Source organism: Streptomyces sp. NPDC049597 (genome assembly GCF_040675505.1).
Taxonomy (GTDB): domain Bacteria; phylum Actinomycetota; class Actinomycetes; order Streptomycetales; family Streptomycetaceae; genus Streptomyces.
This window is the reverse complement of record NZ_JBFAOY010000027.1, coordinates 52,062-68,514: the sequence shown is the minus strand read 5'-3', so window position 1 is coordinate 68,514 and position 16,453 is coordinate 52,062. Positions and strand designations below refer to the sequence as shown.

General features: G+C 72.1%; 19 protein-coding genes. 9 read left to right on the top strand and 10 right to left on the bottom strand.

All coding sequences use genetic code 11. The features are described 5' to 3' along the window. The first annotated feature begins 9 nt into the window (after positions 1–9). The 5 genes from AB0K02_RS26415 to lnt all read left to right on the top strand — a co-directional run bounded on the left by AB0K02_RS26415 (position 10) and on the right by lnt (position 4,398). The gene (locus AB0K02_RS26415; protein WP_365995008.1) at positions 10–183 is read left to right on the top strand and encodes a hypothetical protein; all 174 of its coding nucleotides are present in this window, start codon (positions 10–12) and stop codon (positions 181–183) included. A gap of 42 nt (positions 184–225) precedes the next feature. After that, positions 226–441: a hypothetical protein gene (locus AB0K02_RS26410; protein WP_365995007.1), complete on the top strand. Its 216-nt coding sequence runs from the start codon at positions 226–228 to the stop codon at positions 439–441. 40 nt (positions 442–481) lie between these two features. Next, positions 482–1,642: a methyltransferase gene (locus AB0K02_RS26405; protein ID WP_365995006.1), complete on the top strand. Its 1,161-nt coding sequence runs from the start codon at positions 482–484 to the stop codon at positions 1,640–1,642. Positions 1,643–1,752: 110 nt separating this feature from the next. Beyond that, positions 1,753–2,211, top strand: a complete 459-nt coding sequence (locus AB0K02_RS26400; protein ID WP_365995005.1) for a nuclear transport factor 2 family protein — start codon at positions 1,753–1,755, stop codon at positions 2,209–2,211. Positions 2,212–2,778: 567 nt separating this feature from the next. Beyond that, positions 2,779–4,398, top strand: a complete 1,620-nt coding sequence (gene lnt, locus AB0K02_RS26395) for an apolipoprotein N-acyltransferase (RefSeq protein WP_365995004.1) — start codon at positions 2,779–2,781, stop codon at positions 4,396–4,398. On the opposite strand, the gene AB0K02_RS26390 is transcribed toward lnt, so the two are convergent. After that, positions 4,319–5,227 carry a Gfo/Idh/MocA family oxidoreductase gene (locus tag AB0K02_RS26390; RefSeq protein WP_365995003.1) on the bottom strand — a complete coding sequence of 303 codons (909 nt, stop codon included), beginning with the start codon at positions 5,225–5,227 and terminating at the stop codon, positions 4,319–4,321. The two genes, lnt and AB0K02_RS26390, sit on opposite strands and share 80 nt — an antisense overlap. A 28-nt stretch (positions 5,228–5,255) precedes the next feature. Beyond that, a complete protein-coding gene (locus AB0K02_RS26385) occupies positions 5,256–6,485 on the bottom strand; it encodes an FAD-dependent monooxygenase (RefSeq protein WP_365995002.1) in 1,230 nt (409 codons plus the stop codon). An 82-nt stretch (positions 6,486–6,567) separates the two neighbouring features. Here AB0K02_RS26385 and AB0K02_RS26380 point away from each other — a divergent pair, with 82 nt between their 5' ends. The 3 genes from AB0K02_RS26380 (at position 6,568) to AB0K02_RS26370 (ending at position 8,367) form a co-directional block, all read left to right on the top strand. Beyond that, complete coding sequence (locus tag AB0K02_RS26380; protein ID WP_365995001.1) at positions 6,568–7,266, top strand: TetR/AcrR family transcriptional regulator; 699 nt, start codon at positions 6,568–6,570, stop codon at positions 7,264–7,266. Positions 7,267–7,307: 41 nt separating this feature from the next. Beyond that, on the top strand, positions 7,308–7,820 hold the full coding sequence (locus AB0K02_RS26375) for a DinB family protein (protein ID WP_365995000.1): 513 nt from the start codon (positions 7,308–7,310) through the stop codon (positions 7,818–7,820). Positions 7,821–7,920: 100 nt separating this feature from the next. Next, positions 7,921–8,367: a hypothetical protein gene (locus AB0K02_RS26370; protein WP_365994999.1), complete on the top strand. Its 447-nt coding sequence runs from the start codon at positions 7,921–7,923 to the stop codon at positions 8,365–8,367. A gap of 3 nt (positions 8,368–8,370) precedes the next feature. On the opposite strand, the gene AB0K02_RS26365 is transcribed toward AB0K02_RS26370, so the two are convergent. The 7 genes from AB0K02_RS26365 to AB0K02_RS26335 form a co-directional block, all read right to left on the bottom strand. Further along, a complete protein-coding gene (locus AB0K02_RS26365) occupies positions 8,371–8,844 on the bottom strand; it encodes a hypothetical protein (protein WP_365994998.1) in 474 nt (157 codons plus the stop codon). A gap of 126 nt (positions 8,845–8,970) precedes the next feature. Beyond that, positions 8,971–9,654 (bottom strand): uracil-DNA glycosylase, encoded by a 684-nt coding sequence (locus AB0K02_RS26360; protein WP_365995035.1) that lies wholly within the window; start codon positions 9,652–9,654, stop codon positions 8,971–8,973. Between the two features lie 142 nt (positions 9,655–9,796). Next, on the bottom strand, positions 9,797–11,377 hold the full coding sequence (locus tag AB0K02_RS26355) for an ABC transporter substrate-binding protein (protein ID WP_365994997.1): 1,581 nt from the start codon (positions 11,375–11,377) through the stop codon (positions 9,797–9,799). 127 nt (positions 11,378–11,504) lie between these two features. Further along, the gene (locus AB0K02_RS26350) at positions 11,505–12,287 is read right to left on the bottom strand and encodes an SDR family oxidoreductase (protein ID WP_365994996.1); all 783 of its coding nucleotides are present in this window, start codon (positions 12,285–12,287) and stop codon (positions 11,505–11,507) included. A 17-nt stretch (positions 12,288–12,304) separates the two neighbouring features. Further along, positions 12,305–13,066, bottom strand: coding sequence for a 3-oxoacyl-ACP reductase FabG (fabG, locus tag AB0K02_RS26345; RefSeq protein ID WP_365994995.1), 762 nt, complete (start codon positions 13,064–13,066; stop codon positions 12,305–12,307). Positions 13,067–13,244: 178 nt separating this feature from the next. Next, complete coding sequence (locus AB0K02_RS26340; RefSeq protein WP_365994994.1) at positions 13,245–13,628, bottom strand: DUF3037 domain-containing protein; 384 nt, start codon at positions 13,626–13,628, stop codon at positions 13,245–13,247. Then, a complete protein-coding gene (locus AB0K02_RS26335) occupies positions 13,625–14,476 on the bottom strand; it encodes a HipA family kinase (protein ID WP_365994993.1) in 852 nt (283 codons plus the stop codon). Before AB0K02_RS26335 ends, AB0K02_RS26340 begins: the two co-directional genes overlap by 4 nt. A 190-nt stretch (positions 14,477–14,666) precedes the next feature. Between AB0K02_RS26335 and AB0K02_RS26330 the strand changes: the two genes are divergently transcribed. Next, the gene (locus AB0K02_RS26330) at positions 14,667–14,960 is read left to right on the top strand and encodes an antibiotic biosynthesis monooxygenase family protein (protein ID WP_365994992.1); all 294 of its coding nucleotides are present in this window, start codon (positions 14,667–14,669) and stop codon (positions 14,958–14,960) included. Here AB0K02_RS26330 and AB0K02_RS26325 read toward each other — a convergent pair. Further along, positions 14,935–16,338, bottom strand: coding sequence for a glycoside hydrolase family 172 protein (locus tag AB0K02_RS26325; RefSeq protein WP_365994991.1), 1,404 nt, complete (start codon positions 16,336–16,338; stop codon positions 14,935–14,937). The genes AB0K02_RS26330 and AB0K02_RS26325 overlap by 26 nt on opposite strands. Positions 16,339–16,453: the final 115 nt, after the last annotated feature.

Genomic DNA, 16,453 nt, shown 5'->3' with positions numbered 1-16,453 from the left:
TCTGATGCCATGTCCCCCATTCGCACCGAGTCCGTAGCCGCCCTGACCGCCACCGAGCTGAACGCCCGTATCCGTGACCTGTGGGCCGACGGGGAGCTTCCCGACGACCGGCGGCCGGAGTACGAGGCACTCGTCGTGGAGTGGGCCGCCGCGGCACGCGAGGACGTGCGCCCGGCGGCCTGACGCCGGGCTGCGCGCCCGGCCCGCCCGGCGCACCCTGGAGTCATGGCCTGGCAGGCACCCATCGTCGTGCACCCGCCCTCGCCCGGCGGCGGGCGGAGTGTCACCGTGCGCGGCGAGACCGTGGGGCTCGCGCGCAGCGACAAGGACCTCGTGGAGTTCCTGCGCAGGGCGGGGCTCGACGACGCGGACATGGTCCTCGACGACCCGCATCTCGTCGAGTGGCGCGGGGGCGCGGCCCACGAGGGCTACGCGGCCTGAGACCGGCGGGTACCCCGCGCTCGGCTAGCCTGAGGGCACGATGAACCGTTTGACCACGTCATGGGGCGCGTTCGAACTCGCCCGCTTTCCCGAGGACCCCCGCGACACACTCCGTGCCTGGGACGCGGCCGACGAGTACCTGCTGCGGCATCTGCACGGCATCGACGACGCCGCCCCCGTACCGCTGACCGGCACCGTGGCCGTCGTCGGCGACCGCTGGGGCGCGCTGGTCACCTCGCTCGCGGGCCACCACCCGGTGGTGCAGATCACCGACTCGTACCTCGGACAGCAGGCGACCCTGGCCAACCTGGCGCGGGCCGGGATCGACTCGGGCGCGGTACGGCTGCTGTCGGCCAGGGACACCCCGCCGGAGCGCGTCGACGTGCTGCTGGTGCGCGTGCCCAAGAGCCTCGCGCTCCTGGAGGACCAACTGCACCGGCTGTCGCCCGCCGTCCACGCGGACACGGTCGTCGTCGGCACCGGCATGGTGAGCGAGATCCACACCTCCACGCTGAAGCTCTTCGAGCGGATCGTCGGGCCGACACGGACCTCCCTCGCGGCCAAGAAGGCCCGGCTGATCTTCTGCACGCCCGACCCGGACCTGCCGCGGGTGCCGAGCCCGTGGCCGCTGCGGTACGACCTGCCGGCCGACACGGGCGCCCTCGCGGGCCGCACCGTCACCAACCACGCGGGCATCTTCTGCGCGGAGCGCCTCGACATCGGCACCCGGTTCTTCCTGCGCCATCTGCCGACCGGGCACGGTGCCGAGCACGTCGTGGACCTGGGCTGCGGCAACGGCGTCGTCGGTACGGCGGCGGCGCTCGCCGCCCCGGACGCGCGGGTGACGTTCGCGGACGAGTCGTTCTCGGCGGTCGCCTCGGCGGAGGCCACGTTCCGGGCCAACGTGCCTGCGGGCAAGGGCGAGTTCGTCGTCGGTGACGGTCTGTCGGCCCTGGGCGACGGCTCGGCGGACCTCGTGCTGAACAACCCGCCGTTCCACTCCCACCGGGCGACGACGGACACTGCCGCACGCCGGATGTTCGCGGACGCGCGGCGCGTGCTGCGGCCCGGCGGTGAACTGTGGGTCGTCGGCAACCGTCATCTGGGCTACCACGTGCGGCTGCGACGGCTGTTCGGGAACTGCGAGGTCGTCGCGAGCGACCCGAAGTTCGTCGTCCTTCGCGCGGTGAAGCGGCGCTAGCGTTTCGTCGACGGCGAGCGTGCCGTGGGGTGTCGCGTCCGGCGTCCCCCGGCGACGACGCGCGCCGCACAGCTCTGGCGCCCTGCCCGGCGCTGCCCGACACTGAGCCGATGACGCAGCGCGTGGATCTCGCGACCGTGATGGACCGCCTTGCCATCGACGAACTGATCACCGGCTACGCCGTCGCCGTGGACGACGGCGACTGGACCGCCTACCGGGCCCTGTTCACCGACGACGGGCGCGCCGACTACCGGGGGTCCGGCGGCATCGAGGGAACGGCGGAGGAGGTCGCCGGCTGGCTGGCGGAGGCCATGCGGCTGTTCCCGGTCCGCCAGCACCTCATCGTCAACCGCCGCGTCGGCCTCCAGGACCTCGGCGGATACCCGGGTGACAGCGCCGAGGTCCGGGCCGACTACATCAGCCCGATGATCCCGGCCTCCGGCCGGGACTTCGTCTCGGGCGGCCGCTACCGCTTCACCCTGGCGCGCGGGGAGGTGGGCTGGCGCCTGCGCACGGTGGTGACGGAGGAGAGGTGGCGACGCGCGGGCGGTGTGCGGGCCGCGGACTGAGGCGCGGGTTCGCCCGTGCGCCGCCCCGTCCCGTGTCCGCGTCACGCCCCCCTGGCCTCCGCGCCCCGCCCCTCTGCCCTGCCCCCCGGCGGACCGTTTGGCCCGTATCCGGCCGGCCCTGGGCCCGGGTCCCCAGACGGCCGCATCGCGGCCTCACCGGCTTTCGAGGCGCGGGCCTCGGGGCGAAGCCTCAACGGGTGCGTCAGGGACAAGAACCGGTCGGCGGGTGAGGAGGCGCGGGTCCGCCACCCGCGGCGGGCACGGGGATGGGAGCCCGAGGGGGCGGGCAGCGGCGGAGCCCGGACTGCGGGGGCTGGGAGCACGACCCACGGCCGCCGGGCCGTAGCGAGGATCCGGGCGGACGCCGGTGACGGACGGGCGGGTCGGGCAGCGCCCGCGGGATGCGGACCGGCGGGTCGAGGCAGCGACCCGGGATACGGACCGGCGGGTCGGGGCAGCGCCCCGGTTTTCGGAAGGACGGGGCGGGGGATCACCCCGCCGCGGGCGGGCACCGCGCCCTGTCGTCCCCGGTCCGTGTGGCCCACACTGGTCGTGAGGAGGCGCGGTATGCGGATTCCGGGCGGCCGGGCAGCGCAGCAGTGGGGCAGCCGGCGTGGCGGGCGCTTGTGGCGCGCGGCCGCCGCCGTCGCCGCCGGAGCTCTGCCCGCCCTCGCCCTGCCCGAGCCCTCGCTGTGGTGGTTCGCCTACGTGGCCCTGGTCCCGTGGCTGCTGCTCCTGCGCAGCGCGCCGACCGGCCGCCGCGCCCTCCTGGAGGGGTGGCTCGGCGGCATCGGGTTCATGATCGCGGTGCACCACTGGCTGCTTCCCAGCCTGCACGTCTTCCTGCTCGTCCTCGCCGCGCTGCTGGGGCTCCTGTGGGCGCCGTGGGGTCTGCTCGTGCGGTTCATGACCGGCGGCAGCCCCTCCGCGGCGCGGGCCGCCGCCTCCCTCGCGGTGGTCCCCTCGGGCTGGCTCATGATCGAGCTGGTCCGGTCCTGGGAGGGTCTCGGCGGGCCGTGGGGCCTGCTGGGGGCCAGCCAGTGGGACGTGCCGCCCGCCCTGCGGCTCGCCTCGGTCGGCGGCGTATGGCTGGTGAGCCTCCTGGTCCTCGCGGTGAACACCGCCGTCGCCCTGCTCGTGGCCGTCGAGCGGGCCCGTGCGCCCGCCGTCGCGGGCGTCGTCGTGTGCGCGACGGCCGCCGGATCCGCCTGGGCGTGGACGCCGCAGCCCCGCGAGTCGGCACCGATGCGGATCGCCGTGGTCCAGCCGGGCGTCGTTGCGGGCGCGGAGAGCGTGCAGCGCCGGTTCGACCGGGGCGAGGAGCTGACGCGTGACCTTGCGCGCCGGGAGAAGGCGCTGGACCTGGTCGTGTGGGGCGAGAGCAGCGTGGGCGCCGACCTGCGTGCGCGACCGGATCTCGCGGACCGCCTCGCCTCCCTGTCCAGGGACGTCGGCGCGCCCGTACTCGTGAACGTGGACGCGCGCAGTGAGACCGCGTCCGGCCCCGCCGGCATCTACAAGAGCTCCGTGCTCGTCGGGCCCACCGGTTTGACCGGCGACCGCTACGACAAGATGCGCCTGGTGCCGTTCGGCGAGTACGTCCCGGCCCGGTCCGTGCTGGGCTGGGTGACCTCGGTCGGCAAGGCGGCGGGCGAGGACAGGATCCGCGGGACCGTCCCGGTCGTGATGACCCTGCCCGCAGGGCAGGGCCCCGGCCTGCGCGTCGGCCCGCTGGTCTGCTTCGAGTCGGCGTTCCCGGACATGAGCAGGCGCCTGGTGCGGGACGGCGCCCAGGTGCTGGTGGCCCAGTCCGCCACGTCGACGTTCCAGGAGAGCTGGGCGCCGGAGCAGCACGCGTCGCTGGCGGCGCTGCGAGCGGCCGAGACCGGCCGCCCGATGGTGCACGCGACGCTGACCGGTGTGAGCGCCGTCTTCGATGCGCACGGGCAGACGGTCGACGGCCCGCTCTCCACGGAGACCAGCGGCGCGGCGGTGTACGAGACGCCACGGGCGACGGGCGCGACGCTGTACGTCCGGTTCGGCGACTGGGCGGTGTACGCGGCGCTCGCGGTGCTGGCGGTGCTGGCGGCGGCCGAGGGCTCGCGGGCTATCCGGCGGCCTGCTCCAGGGCCCTCAGTACGACCCGTTCGCACAGCTCGTGGGTCCGCAGCGCGTCCTGTGCGCTGAGGTGCTTCCCCGCGCGGACGGCGTCCAGAAAGGCGTGCACGGCCTGTTCGATGCCGCGCTGACGGGCGACCGGCACCCAGTCGCCGCGGCGCCTGATGCTGGGCTGTCCCTTGTGGTCCACGATCTCGGCCAGGTTGCGGACCTCGCGCTTGGAGTCCTGTCCGGAGACCTCCAGGATCTCCTCCGTGGAGCCGCTCATCCGGTTCATCACGCCGATGGCGGTGAAGCCGTCGCCGGACAGCTGCAGGACGACGTGGTGCATGAGTCCGTCGACGATCCTGGCCCGCACATCGGTGTGCTGGACGGGCCCGGGTGCCAGGAACCGCAGGGTGTCCACGACATGGATGAAGTCGTCGAGCACGAGGGTGCGCGGGTCCTCGGGGAGTCCGATGCGGTTCTTCTGCATGAGGATCAGTTCGCGCGGGTGCTCCAGGCACTGCGCGTAGCCGGGCGCGAACCTGCGGTTGAAGCCGACGGCGAGGCCGGTGCCGCTTTCCTCGGCGAGGGCGACGAGCCGCTCGGACTCGGCGAGTTCGTATGCGAGCGGCTTGTCGACGTAGGTGGCCACGCCCGCTTCGAGCAGCTGTGTGACGATCTCGGCGTGTGCCGAGGTGGGCGCGTGGACGAAGGCGGCGTCGATGCCCTCGGCGAGGAGCGTGTCGAGCCGGGTGTGGCGGCGCCGGGCGGGGATGTGGTGGGTGTCGGCGACGCGGGTCAGCGTGGCCGGCGTGCGGGTCTGCAGGTGCAGTTCGACGCCGGGCAGGGTGGTGAGGACCGGCAGATACGCCTTCTGCGCGATGTCACCGAGCCCGATGCAGCCGACCTTCACAGCGGTCTCCCTCGATGCCGTGCCGGCGTCAGCGGCGCGCCGGCTGTTCCTCGTGCACGTCTCGTGCTCCGGCAGCATACGTGCGCTGCGGCGGGCGCCAGTCGGCGATGGTGTCGAAGGTGCGCAGCACGAGGCCGGGGCCGAAGCGGGAGACCGCGGACATCAGGGTCTCCCGGACGGCGACGGCCGGCGTGCCGGACAGCGCCATGAGCCGGGCGACGCGGGCGGACTTGCGGACGACGGCCATGGTGCGGGGCAGCCGCTCGGCGCTGTAGGAGGCGAGGCCGGTGCCGAGGTCGCCGGTGGGCGGGGCGTGGTGGGCGAGGACGATCGCGTCCTCGATGGCCTGGTTGCCGCCCTGGCCGAGGGTGGGGGCCATGGCGTGGGCGGCGTCGCCGAGGAGGGCGGTGCGGCCGCGGTGGAAGGCGGGCAGCGGTTCGAGGATGTGGTGCACGTCGTTGCGCAGCACCTGGGCGGAGTCGGCGGCGGCGATGACGGCCGGGATCGGGTCGTGCCACCGGCCGAAGCGGCGCAGCAGTTCGGCCTTCTGGTCACCCGCGGCGGCCCCGGCGGGCGCGGTGGCGGCGGCGTACGCGTAGATCCGGCCGTCCTTGAGGGGCTGGGTGCCCCACAGGGAGCCGGGACCCCAGGTCTCGTGGGGTGCGAAGGGGGCGTCGAGCGCGGGGACGACCAGGCGCCAGGTGGTGAACCCCGAGTACACCGGGCCGGGGTGGCGGGGGAACAGGCCCCGGCGCAGGGAGGAGCGAATGCCGTCGGCCCCGATCACGAGGTCCGCCTTGATCTCGCCGTCGGGCGTGGTGACGCGTGCGCGGCGGCCGCCGGCGACTCCGGGATCGGCCAGTTCGCCGGGGCATCCGGTGCGTACGGCCCCGTCGGGCAGGCGGCGTGCGAGGCGGTCGACGAGCGTGGCGCGGTGGACGAGGACGAGGGGGCCGCCGAACCGCTCGGCCGCGGCGGCCGCGTCGGTACGGGCGAGCCAGCGGCCTGCGGGGTTGCGCATGCCGCCGGCGCCCTGCCAGGCGGCGAGGTCGCGGATCTCGTCGCCGAGGCCGATGACGTCGAGGGCGCGCTGGGAGTTGGGGGCGAGTCCGATGCCGGCGCCGACCGGCTCCAGGGACGCGGCCCGCTCCAGGACGGTGACCTGCCAGCCCAGGCGGCTGAGGGCGACGGCGGCGGTGAGTCCGCCGATGCCGCTGCCGACGACGACGGCTCGGGCGGTTGCACGGGCTTGGGGCATGGCTGCTCCTCGGCACGGTGACTACACCTGTAGTGACAGACATACCGTACTACGGATGTAGTGGACGCGGTAGGTTGACGCCATGGCCGCACGCACCACCCCGCACACGCCCCGGGCCTTCGGCACCGGCGCCCGAGCCGCCTCCCCCGGAGCACCCGCACCGGCCGCCGGCTCGCGCGCCGGGATCATCGGCGACACCGCGCTGGCCCTGCTGTTCGAGCGCGGCATGCGCGGGCTGACGCACCGTGCGGTCGACGAGGCGGCGGGACTTCCCCAGGGCTCCACGTCCAACCTCGCCCGCACCCGGCAGGCCCTGCTGGAGACAGCGGTGCGCCGCCTGGCCGAACGTGAGGCGGCCGTCCTGGCCCTGGAGGAGCTGCCCGGCCCCGGCGACGGCCGAGAAGCGCTGCTCGACGGGCTGGCACGTACCCTCCACCGCTACCTCACCCGCCACCGGGAGCTGCTGGTCGCCCGTTACGAGCTGGCCCTGGAGGCGGTCCGCCGCCCGGAGCTGCGGGCTTTCTACGACAACACCGGCGCACGTTTCCGGGAACCGCTGAACGCGATGATGGCCGCCGCGGGCTCCCCCGCCCCCGAGCGGCACGCGCTGTCCCTGGTCGCCTGGTGCGAGGGCCTGATGTTCTCCTGCGCCGTCGGCTCCTACCACCGGGCGGTGCCCGGCGAGGAGGAACTGCGCACCGGTTTCGACGAGCTGCTGTGCGGCATGCTCGGCCCGGGCGCCTCCCGGCGAGTGAGCGCCCCAGAGGCGGATGGGGCATAACCCCTGGCCGCGAAGCCCCCTCCTGCCGGAGGATGGCCGCCATGACCACAGTCGAGCGCACCGAACCGTCCACCACCGCAGCCGAACGCGACATGCTGGAGGGCTGGTTGGACTACCACCGCGAAACCCTGATCTCCAAGTGCGCCGGTCTGAGCGACGAGCAGCTGCGGACGGCATCGGCCGAGCCGTCGTCGCTGACCCTGATGGGCCTCGTGCGCCACCTCGCGGACGTCGAGCGCTGGTGGTTCCGCCAGGTCATGGCCGGCGAGGACATCGGCGCCCTCTACTACAGCGAAGAGGACCCGGACGGGGACTTCCGTGTCACCGAGGAGGTCACCTGGGACCGGACGCTCGCCGACTGGCGTGCCGAGGTGGCCGCCGCCCGCGAGGCGGCAGCGGGGCTGGGGCTCGACGACCTGAGCGCGGGCAGCACGTCCAGGGAGCGCAGCTACAACCTGCGCTGGGTCATCACGCACATGATCGAGGAGTACGCCCGGCACAACGGCCATGCCGACCTGCTGCGCGAGCGGATCGACGGCGCCACCGGCGAATGAGCCACTCCCGGCAGTCCGGCTGAAAGCCGCTTCACCCGTGCGGGCCATTTACGGCCTGTAATACCCGGCAACCGCCCTTCGGCACAGCAGAGTTGCGCGGGTGCAGCGAACATCGATCACAGCAAGGGTCCTGGTCGGGGTGGCGGCGTGTGCCGTGACCGGCTGCGTCTCCGTGGAGGCGCGGCCCGCTCCCGCACCGACCGCTCCCCCGGCCGGACGGCCGGACCAGGTGGTGGAGCCGCAGATCGTGCAGGGACCCGCCCGCGACGCCCTGGAGGCCGCCCTGCCGAAGCGCCCCCGGGCAGCGACGTCACCCCCGGTCCACCACCGCGAGAAGTCCGTCACGCCCGCGCCGCCCCGGCAGGCCCCGCCGCCCCCTCCGCACAGCCGCCCACCAAAGGCTCCTGCCGTGCCCCGGCCGAAGCTGCCGCCGCTGCCCGAGGTCCCCCTGGACCGGGGCGCGGTCTGCGATCTGGGCCAGAGCTACGGCGGGTGGGGCGCCGACAGCCGCGAGGCCCGCATGTGCCGTGAGGCCTACGGGAATTGATCCTCAGTCCGCGTCCAGGGTGCGCTCCAGGCGGGCGATCGCGGCCCGTACCCCGTTTCCGTACCCGTCGTCCGCCAGGGCATCCGTCGCCGCGCGCGCCCGGTCCAGGTGGACCCGTGCGGCCTCGGGTTGACGCAGTTTGATGTAGTCGGCGGCGAGATTCAGGTGCAGCGAGGGGCAGAAGGCCCGCACGGCGAGCGACTGCTCGTGCCGGGCCGTCCGCTCCTCGCTCAGTCCCTCCGCCGCGGCCAGGGCGCGCAGGTCCCAGGCCAGTTCGTCGTCCGGGTCGTCCTGGGCGTCGGCCATGTAGTGGGCCAGGGTGCACCGGTGCAGGGCGTCGCCGGCGTCCGCGATCTCCGCCCAGATCGAGGCGAACCGCAGGCGCGCCTCCTCGCGGTCGCCGCCGTGGAGCAGCATGACCGCCTGCCCGATCCGGGTCATGACGGCGTCCCCTGACGTCTCCTGCTGGTCCACCACGGTGCTCTCCCACGTCCGAACGGCTCGCTGGCCCGCTTACGACGTACCGACGCTAGCCGCCGCCCCGGGCAAACCGGCACAGGCTCGGGCGCATCGCCCGAGCCCGTCAGCCCGGAGTGTGAACGGTCAGCCGAGGTCGGGGATCCGCCAGTCGATCGGGTCGTGGCCCTGTGCCGCGATCGCCTCGTTGATCTGTGTGAAGGGCCTGGATCCGAAGAACTTCTTCGCCGACAGGGGCGAGGGGTGCGCGCCCTTGACGACCACGTGACGCGTCTCGTCGATCAGCGGCAGCTTCTTCTGGGCGTAGGCGCCCCACAGGACGAAGACCGCCGGGTCCGGCCGCGAGGCGACGGCGCGGATCACGGCGTCGGTGACCTTCTCCCAGCCCTTGCCCTTGTGGGAGTTCGGCTCGCCGGCACGGACGGTCAGCACCGCGTTGAGCAGGAGGACGCCCTGCTCGGCCCAGGGCATCAGGTAGCCGTTGTCCGGGACGGGGTGGCCGAGCTCGGCCTGCATCTCCTTGTAGATGTTCCGCAGGGAGGGCGGGGTCTTCACACCGGGGCGGACCGAGAAGCACAGGCCGTGACCCTGGCCCTCGCCGTGGTACGGGTCCTGGCCGAGGACGAGCACCTTGACCCGCTCGTACGGCGTGGCCTCGAGCGCGGCGAACACCTCGTCGCGCGGCGGGTACACCGGACCGTTGGCCCGCTCCTTCTCGACGAACTCGGTGAGCTCCCTGAAGTACGGCTTCTGGAGCTCTTCGCCGAGGACGCCGCGCCAGGACTCGGGCAGCATGTCGGTGTCGGTCACGTCAACAACCTCCGGTAAACGACAGGCGGTCTCGGGCAGCATGTCGGTGTCGGTCACGTCAACAACCTCCGGTAAACGACAGGCGGTTCCGATGTCTCGGAGCCGAGAACCCAGAACCTACCTGCCGCCACTGACAATCCGCTCACCAGCTCTTCTTGCGGTACAGCTCCCACATCTGCATGACGGTCTGCGGGTCGAGCGCCCGCTCGCCGCCGCCGATCTCCTCGTTCGCCGCCACGTACAGCTTGCCCTGCCACAGGGGCAGCAGCCGCACGTCCTGGACGAGGATCTCCTGGGCCTGCTCGAACTGGGGGGTGACCGCCCCGCGGTCGCTCTCGCGCCGGGACCTGGGCAGCAGCTGCTCGGTGATCTCGGGGCTGTCGTACGGGGTGCCGAGCACGTTCTTCGGGCCGACGAAGGGAGCGATGAAGTTGTCGGGGTCCGGGAAGTCGGGGAACCAGCCTCGGCCGAAGACCGGGTACTCGCCGGCCTGGTACCCCGCCTGGAACTCCGTCCAGGGCTTGCCCTGGACCGTGATCTTGAACAGGCCGGTCTCGTCGAGCTGCCGCTTGATCTCGGCGAACTCGGCCGCGGTGGAGGAGCCGTAGCGGTCCGTGGTGTACCAGAAGGTCAGCGGCACCGGCTCGGTGATACCGGCGTCCTCCAGGATCTCCCTGGCCTTGGTCTCATTGGGCTCGCCGAAGCGGTCGAAGAACTTGGTGGTGTGGCCGGCGATGCCCTTGGGGACCATCGAGTACAGCGGCTCGGCCGTGCCGCGGTAGACCTTCTCGACCAGCGCGCCGCGGTCGATGACCTGGGCGATCGCCCGGCGTACGGCGAGCTTGCCCGCGTAGGGGTCCTTCGGGTTGAAGACCAGGTAGCGGATGTCGGCGCCGACGGTCTCGACGAGCTGGAGGTGGGCGTTCTCCGGCTTCTTCTCCTGGAGTTCGACGACCTCCTCGGCGGTCAGACCACGGTTGATCGCGTCGATCTTCCGGTCCTTGAGGGCCTGCATCATCACGTCCGAGTCCTGGTAGTACCGGATCGTGACGGCGTCGTTCTGGATCTTGGCGAAGCCCTTGTACTTGCTGAACCGGCTCAGCTCGGCGTGCTCGCCCTTGGCGTAGGAGTCCATGGCGTACGGGCCGGAACCGGTCAGCTCCCCGTCCTCACGGAGCTTGTCGGCGGGGTACTCCGAGGGCGGGACGAGCGACATCGCCGGGGTGGCGAGGATGAACGGGAAGGTGGCGTCCGACGTCTTGAGCCGGAAGGTCACCGTGCGGTCGTCCGACACCTCGATCCGGTCGAGGGACCCGAGCAGTCCGGCGGGGCCGCCCTGTGCGTCGATCGTCCTGATCCGGTCGATCGAGTGCTTGACCGCCGCCGCGTCCAGCTTCTCGCCGTTGGTGAAGGTCAGACCGGTGCGGAGCTTGCACTCGAAGACCTTGTTGGCGGCGTCGGCGAAGCGGCAGCTCTCAGCCGCGTCCGGCTGCGGGGTCGTGGAGCCCGTCGGGAAGCTGACCAGGGTCTGGAAGACGTTCCGGTAGAGCTCCCACGAGCCGTCCCAGGCCGCTGCCGGGTCGAGCGTGCTGGGCTCACTCGTCGTGCCGACCGCTATCCTCCGCTCGCCGCCGGAGTCCTCGTCGGAGAAAAGGCCGCATCCCGCCAGCAGAGATATGGACGCTAGGGCTGCAGCGGCCTGCAGACAGGTCCGGTAGAACACGTGCACGCTCCTCGTTCAGCCATGGGTCGGCAGACCATACCGCAGCGCCCCGCCGGGGCAACCTGGTGGTCCGGCGGGGCACTTGGATCATTGCGGTACAAAACCGCTCAGGCTGGTCCGGCGGGCGTCAGTGGACGCCTGCGTTGAGGAACATACCGCCGTCCACGACCAGTGTCTGTCCCGTGATCCACCCCGCCTGATCGGAGGTGAGGAACGCGGCCGCGCCGCCGATGTCCTCGGGCACCCCGAGCCTGCCCATGGGGTACGCGGCGGCCGCCTCGGCCTCGCGGCCCTCGTACAGCGCCTCGGCGAACTTGGTCTTGATCACCGCGGGGGCGATCGCGTTGACCCGCACGGCCGGCGCGAACTCGTGCGCCAGCTGGAGGGTCAGGTTGACCATGGCCGCCTTGCTCATGCCGTAGGCGCCGATGAACGGGGACGCGGAGACGCCGGCGATGGAGGCGATGTTCACGATCGCACCGCCGTTCTCCTTCTGCCAGGCCTTCCAGGTCTGCTGGGCGAAGCCGAGCGCCGAGATCACATTGGTCTCGTAGACCTTGCGCGCCACGTTCAGATCGAGATCGGCGATGGGGCCGAAGACCGGATTCGTGCCCGCGTTGTTCACCAGGAAGTCCACCCGGCCGAACGCCTCCATGGTGCGCTCGACCGCGGCCGCCTGGTGCGCCTCGTCGTGGGCCTTGCCCGCCACCGCGATGACCCGGTCGGCGCCGAGCCGCTCGACGGCCTCCTTGAGCGCCTCCTCACCGCGCCCGGTGATGCAGACCCGGTCGCCGCGGGCGACGAGCGCCTCGGCGATGCCGTATCCGATGCCCCGGCTCGCACCGGTGACCAGTGCGACCTTTCCGCTGTCCAGCACCTGCCGCTCCCCTGCTCCGTGTACCTCTGCCATGTCCCTCGTACCCCGTGTCAGTTGAGCGGGCCGCCGGCCACGTACATGACCTGGCCGGAGACGAAGCCGGCGTCGTCGCCCGTGAAGAAGGCGATGGCGTTCGCGATGTCCTCGGGGCGGCCGACCCGCTGGACGGGGATCTGGCTCGCCGCCGCGGCCTGGAACTCCTCGAAGCCCATGCCGACGCGGGCCGCGGTCTGGGCGGTCATCTCGGTGACGATGAAGCCCGGCGCGACGGCGTTGGCGGTGATGCCGAACTTGCCGAGCTCCTTGGCAAGGGTCTTGGTGAAGCCCTGCAGACCGGCCTTGACGGCGGAGTAGTTGGCCTGGCCCCGGTTGCCCAGGGCGGAGGACGACGAGAGCGAGACGATACGGCCGAAGCCGGCGTCCACCATGTGCTTCTGGCACGCCTTGGCCATCAGGAACGCGCCCTTGAGGTGCACGTTCATCACCGTGTCCCAGTCGGACTCGCTCATCTTGAACAGCAGGTTGTCGCGGAGCACGCCGGCGTTGTTGACCAGGATCGTGGGCGCACCGAGCTCCTCGGCGACGCGGGCGACGGCGGCCTCCACCTGTGCGGCGTCGGAGACGTCGCAGCCGACGGCGACGGCCTTGCCGCCGGCCGCGGTGATCTTCTCGACGGTGTCCTTGCACGCGGCCTCGTCGAGGTCGAGTACGGCCACGGCACGGCCCTCGGCCGCCAGCCTGACGGCAGTGGCGGCGCCAATGCCGCGCGCGGCTCCGGTCACGACAGCCACGCGCTGCTCGGTGGTGGACATTCTGGTTCTCCTCGCCCTTGAAGCCCGTCAATGCCTGAGCCGGGTCCCGCGGCCGCTTCCGGCTCACACGCTGAGCGACCGCTTAGTACCTCGGCAGGAAGGACGCTAGAAGCCCTGGCACCCGGTGTCAACGGCACCAGGGCCGGGCGTCGGACATCACACCGGCTCGGACGGGTTCTCAGCGCACCAGCAGGTCCAGCAGCCGCTCCACCTCCGCCTCGGGGTCGAGCGTCAGACCGGTGTGCACGGGGCCCGGCTGGACGACGGTGGACCGGGGCGCGATCAGCCAGCGGAAGCGCCGCCCGGCGTCGTCGCCCCCCGCCTGTCCCGCGTCCGCGCCGCCCCGGCAGACGCCCTCGACGGCGTGCAGCGCGGCGCGCACGCCGGTGACGTCGGCGTCGGGGTCGAGAGCCTTGAGCTTGGCCAGGTCCAAATGGGTGCGGGCCGCCACGAAGGACCTCGCCCGGCAGTACACGACGACACCCGCGTTGAAGCACTCCCCGCGCTCGACCCGGGGCACCACGCGCAGCAGCGCGTACTCGAACACGTCCCGCTCGCTCACCGGTCGCCGTCCTTGCTCTTCCTGGTCGGGTGCGGCCACTGCGGCAGGTGCTCGGTCAGCCAGCCGGGCGGCTGCGGCTGCCTGGGCGCGGCGGGGGCCCCCAGCGTGATGCGCTCGTGGATGCTCGCCGCGCGCGGCAGCAGCGCCTCGACATAGGCGCGGCGCAGGGCGTCCGTGGAGTCGAAGCCGGGCTCGTCGACCAGCCACTCGTCGGGCACGTCGGCCGCCACCTCGGTCAGCAGCTGCTCGGTGACGCGGGGCGCGAGCTCGGCGGCGGCCGCGGCGATGTCGGGGCCGAAGCGGGCCAGCGCGTGGTCGGAGGCGTCGTACGGCTTGGCGGCGGATGCGGCGGCGCCAGGCCAGTTGTGGTGCCAGATCATGGTGGCGCCGTGGTCGATGAGCCACAGGTCCCCGTGCCAGACGAGCATGTTGGGGTTGCGCCAGGAGCGGTCGACGTTGTTGATCAGGGCGTCGAACCAGACGATCCTGCCCGCCTCCCGCGCGTCCACCTCGTAGGCGAGCGGGTCGAAGCCGAGCGATCCGGGCAGGAAGTCCATGCCGAGGTTGAGGCCGCCGCTGGCCTTGAGCAGCTCCTGCACCTCCTGGTCGGGCTCGGAGAGTCCGATGACGGGGTCGAGCTGGATGCCGACGAGGTCGGGCACCCGCAGCCCCAGGCGCCGCCCGAGCTGCCCGCAGACGACCTCGGCGACCAGGGTCTTGCGGCCCTGCCCCGCGCCCGTGAACTTCATGACGTAGGTACCGAGATCGTCGGCCTCGACGATCCCGGGAAGCGAACCGCCCTCACGCAAGGGCGTGACGTAGCGGGTCGCTGTGACTTCGGAGAGCATTGGCCCAGGCTATCCGGCCAGGCCCCCTGGAAATCCCCGACCGCGGCGGGGGCGCTGGAGTTGGAGAGCAGCGGACGACCGACCGCCCCTGCGGGTACGTTGACGGTGCGGGGCGGGGGTGCCGGTTCCGACACCCCCGCCCCGCATGTCCGCCATCCCGGTGTCACCGGCGAGAGACAGGAACCTGGACATGAAGAAGACTCTGCTGGCCGAGTTCACCGTGCGCCCCGGCAGCGAGGAACGCGTCGCCGAACTGGTCAAGGAGTACGCCGTTCGCGTGCGTGAAGAGCCCGGGAACCTGGCGTTCGAGGTGTACACCAAGGAGTCCGATCCCCGGGCGTACTGGATCTTCGAGGTGTACGAGGACGAGGCCGCTTTCCGGGCCCATCTGGCAGCACCCTACGGCCCGCCGTTCAACAAGGAGCTCCAGCCGTTGATCGAGGAGAAGGAGTCCGTGCTCACATTCCTGAACCCGCTCGGCTGAGGAACCGGCGCCGTACCTCGCGTGCGTACTCCGCGTTGGCCGCCGACCGCTGCCGCGACTCCTCCGCGCGGCGCTCCAGCCATTCCCGGCGCTGCGCCGCGAAGTCGGCCATCCGGGCGTCGCGTTGTTCGTACATCGCGTTGCGCAGCGCGTCGAGACGGCCGCGGTCGGGGGGCGGGAGGTCCTTCGTCGACGGGGTGCCCGGGCGGCGCGGGAGACGCAGCGCCACCGGTGGGACGTCGAAGCGGGGGCCGGGGAGGGTCTGGTACCAGTACGCGGTCGAGGCCCAGTCGTCCGACAGATGGTTGGCGTGGCCGTGCTCCATGGTGACCTTGATGCGCTCCTCGAAGCGGACGGGGTCGGCCAGGTGCCAGCGGTAGCTGATCTGGTAGCCGGGGACGTCGTCCTCGTGGACGATCGTGCCGTGGAAGGGGTAGTTGATCTTCTGCATTCCCCAGCCGTGGCTGAAGTAGTCCTCCCCTCCCGTGCCGTGCATGCTGGGCGGCCAGCGGGTGCTGCCGTCGGCGAGGAAGTCGTCGTCGATCCAGATCATGTCGTCGCCCTCGCCCCACCACGTCCCCGTGAAGTGGGTGACGGTGTGGTTGCAGCCGATGTAGTTGCCGGCGCCTTCGGTCTGAAGGATGACGTAGTTGTCCTCGCCGTCCAGGTTGGGGACCTGCGTCTCCAGGCTGTTGACCTGGAGGTCCGGGCCCCAGCCGTCGCACGGGTCGTCGCGGCGCCACTGGGCGTGGAAGTAGAGGGTGTCCTCGGGCAGGTCCTCGGCGTAGAGCTCGTAGTCGACGTAGAAGTACTGCATGTACGCCGCGTCTCCCTGATTCTCGACCTCGATACGCGCCCGGGAGTTGAACGGCATGGGCAGGAAGCAGTTGAAGGCCGCCGGACCGCCGAACCTGCGCTCGGAGTCCTCCTTGACGGAGACGGTGAAGGGCAACGACTGGAAGGTCGCCGGCAGGGAGTTGCCGACGCAGAAGAAGTCGCCGAGCGGTGCGACGACGCTCGGGTGCTCCTGGTCGTCCCAGTACATGCGAATGACGACCTTGCGGTAGTAGTCGGGGTCGTTGACCTCCCAGTTGTAGCCGAGGGCGTTGTTGAACTCGACCATCGCGGTGCCGGCCTGCCGGGCGTCGAACAGGCCGGGACCGAGAACGAGCCGGCAGCCCTGGACGAACCAGAGGTGGGTGATGGCCCCGGGACCTTCGAGGTCGGCCAGGACCGCCGTCTCGCCCGGCATGACGACGAACGCGTCCTCGTTCAGGCCGGTGTGGTCCCAGCTGGCCACACGCGCCGAGCGGGCCCGGCGGCGCCTGGCGGCCCGGCCGAGCAGGTCGTCACCGAGGGCGAAGGAGGGTACAGACATGGGCATGCGTCTCCCGGTCACGTGGTGGGGAAGGCGAGGGAGGTGCGGCGGACCGGGGCCGGCGTCGTGGCCCGGTCCGCCGCATGTCCCCAAGGGGCGGCTCACCCCGTACGGC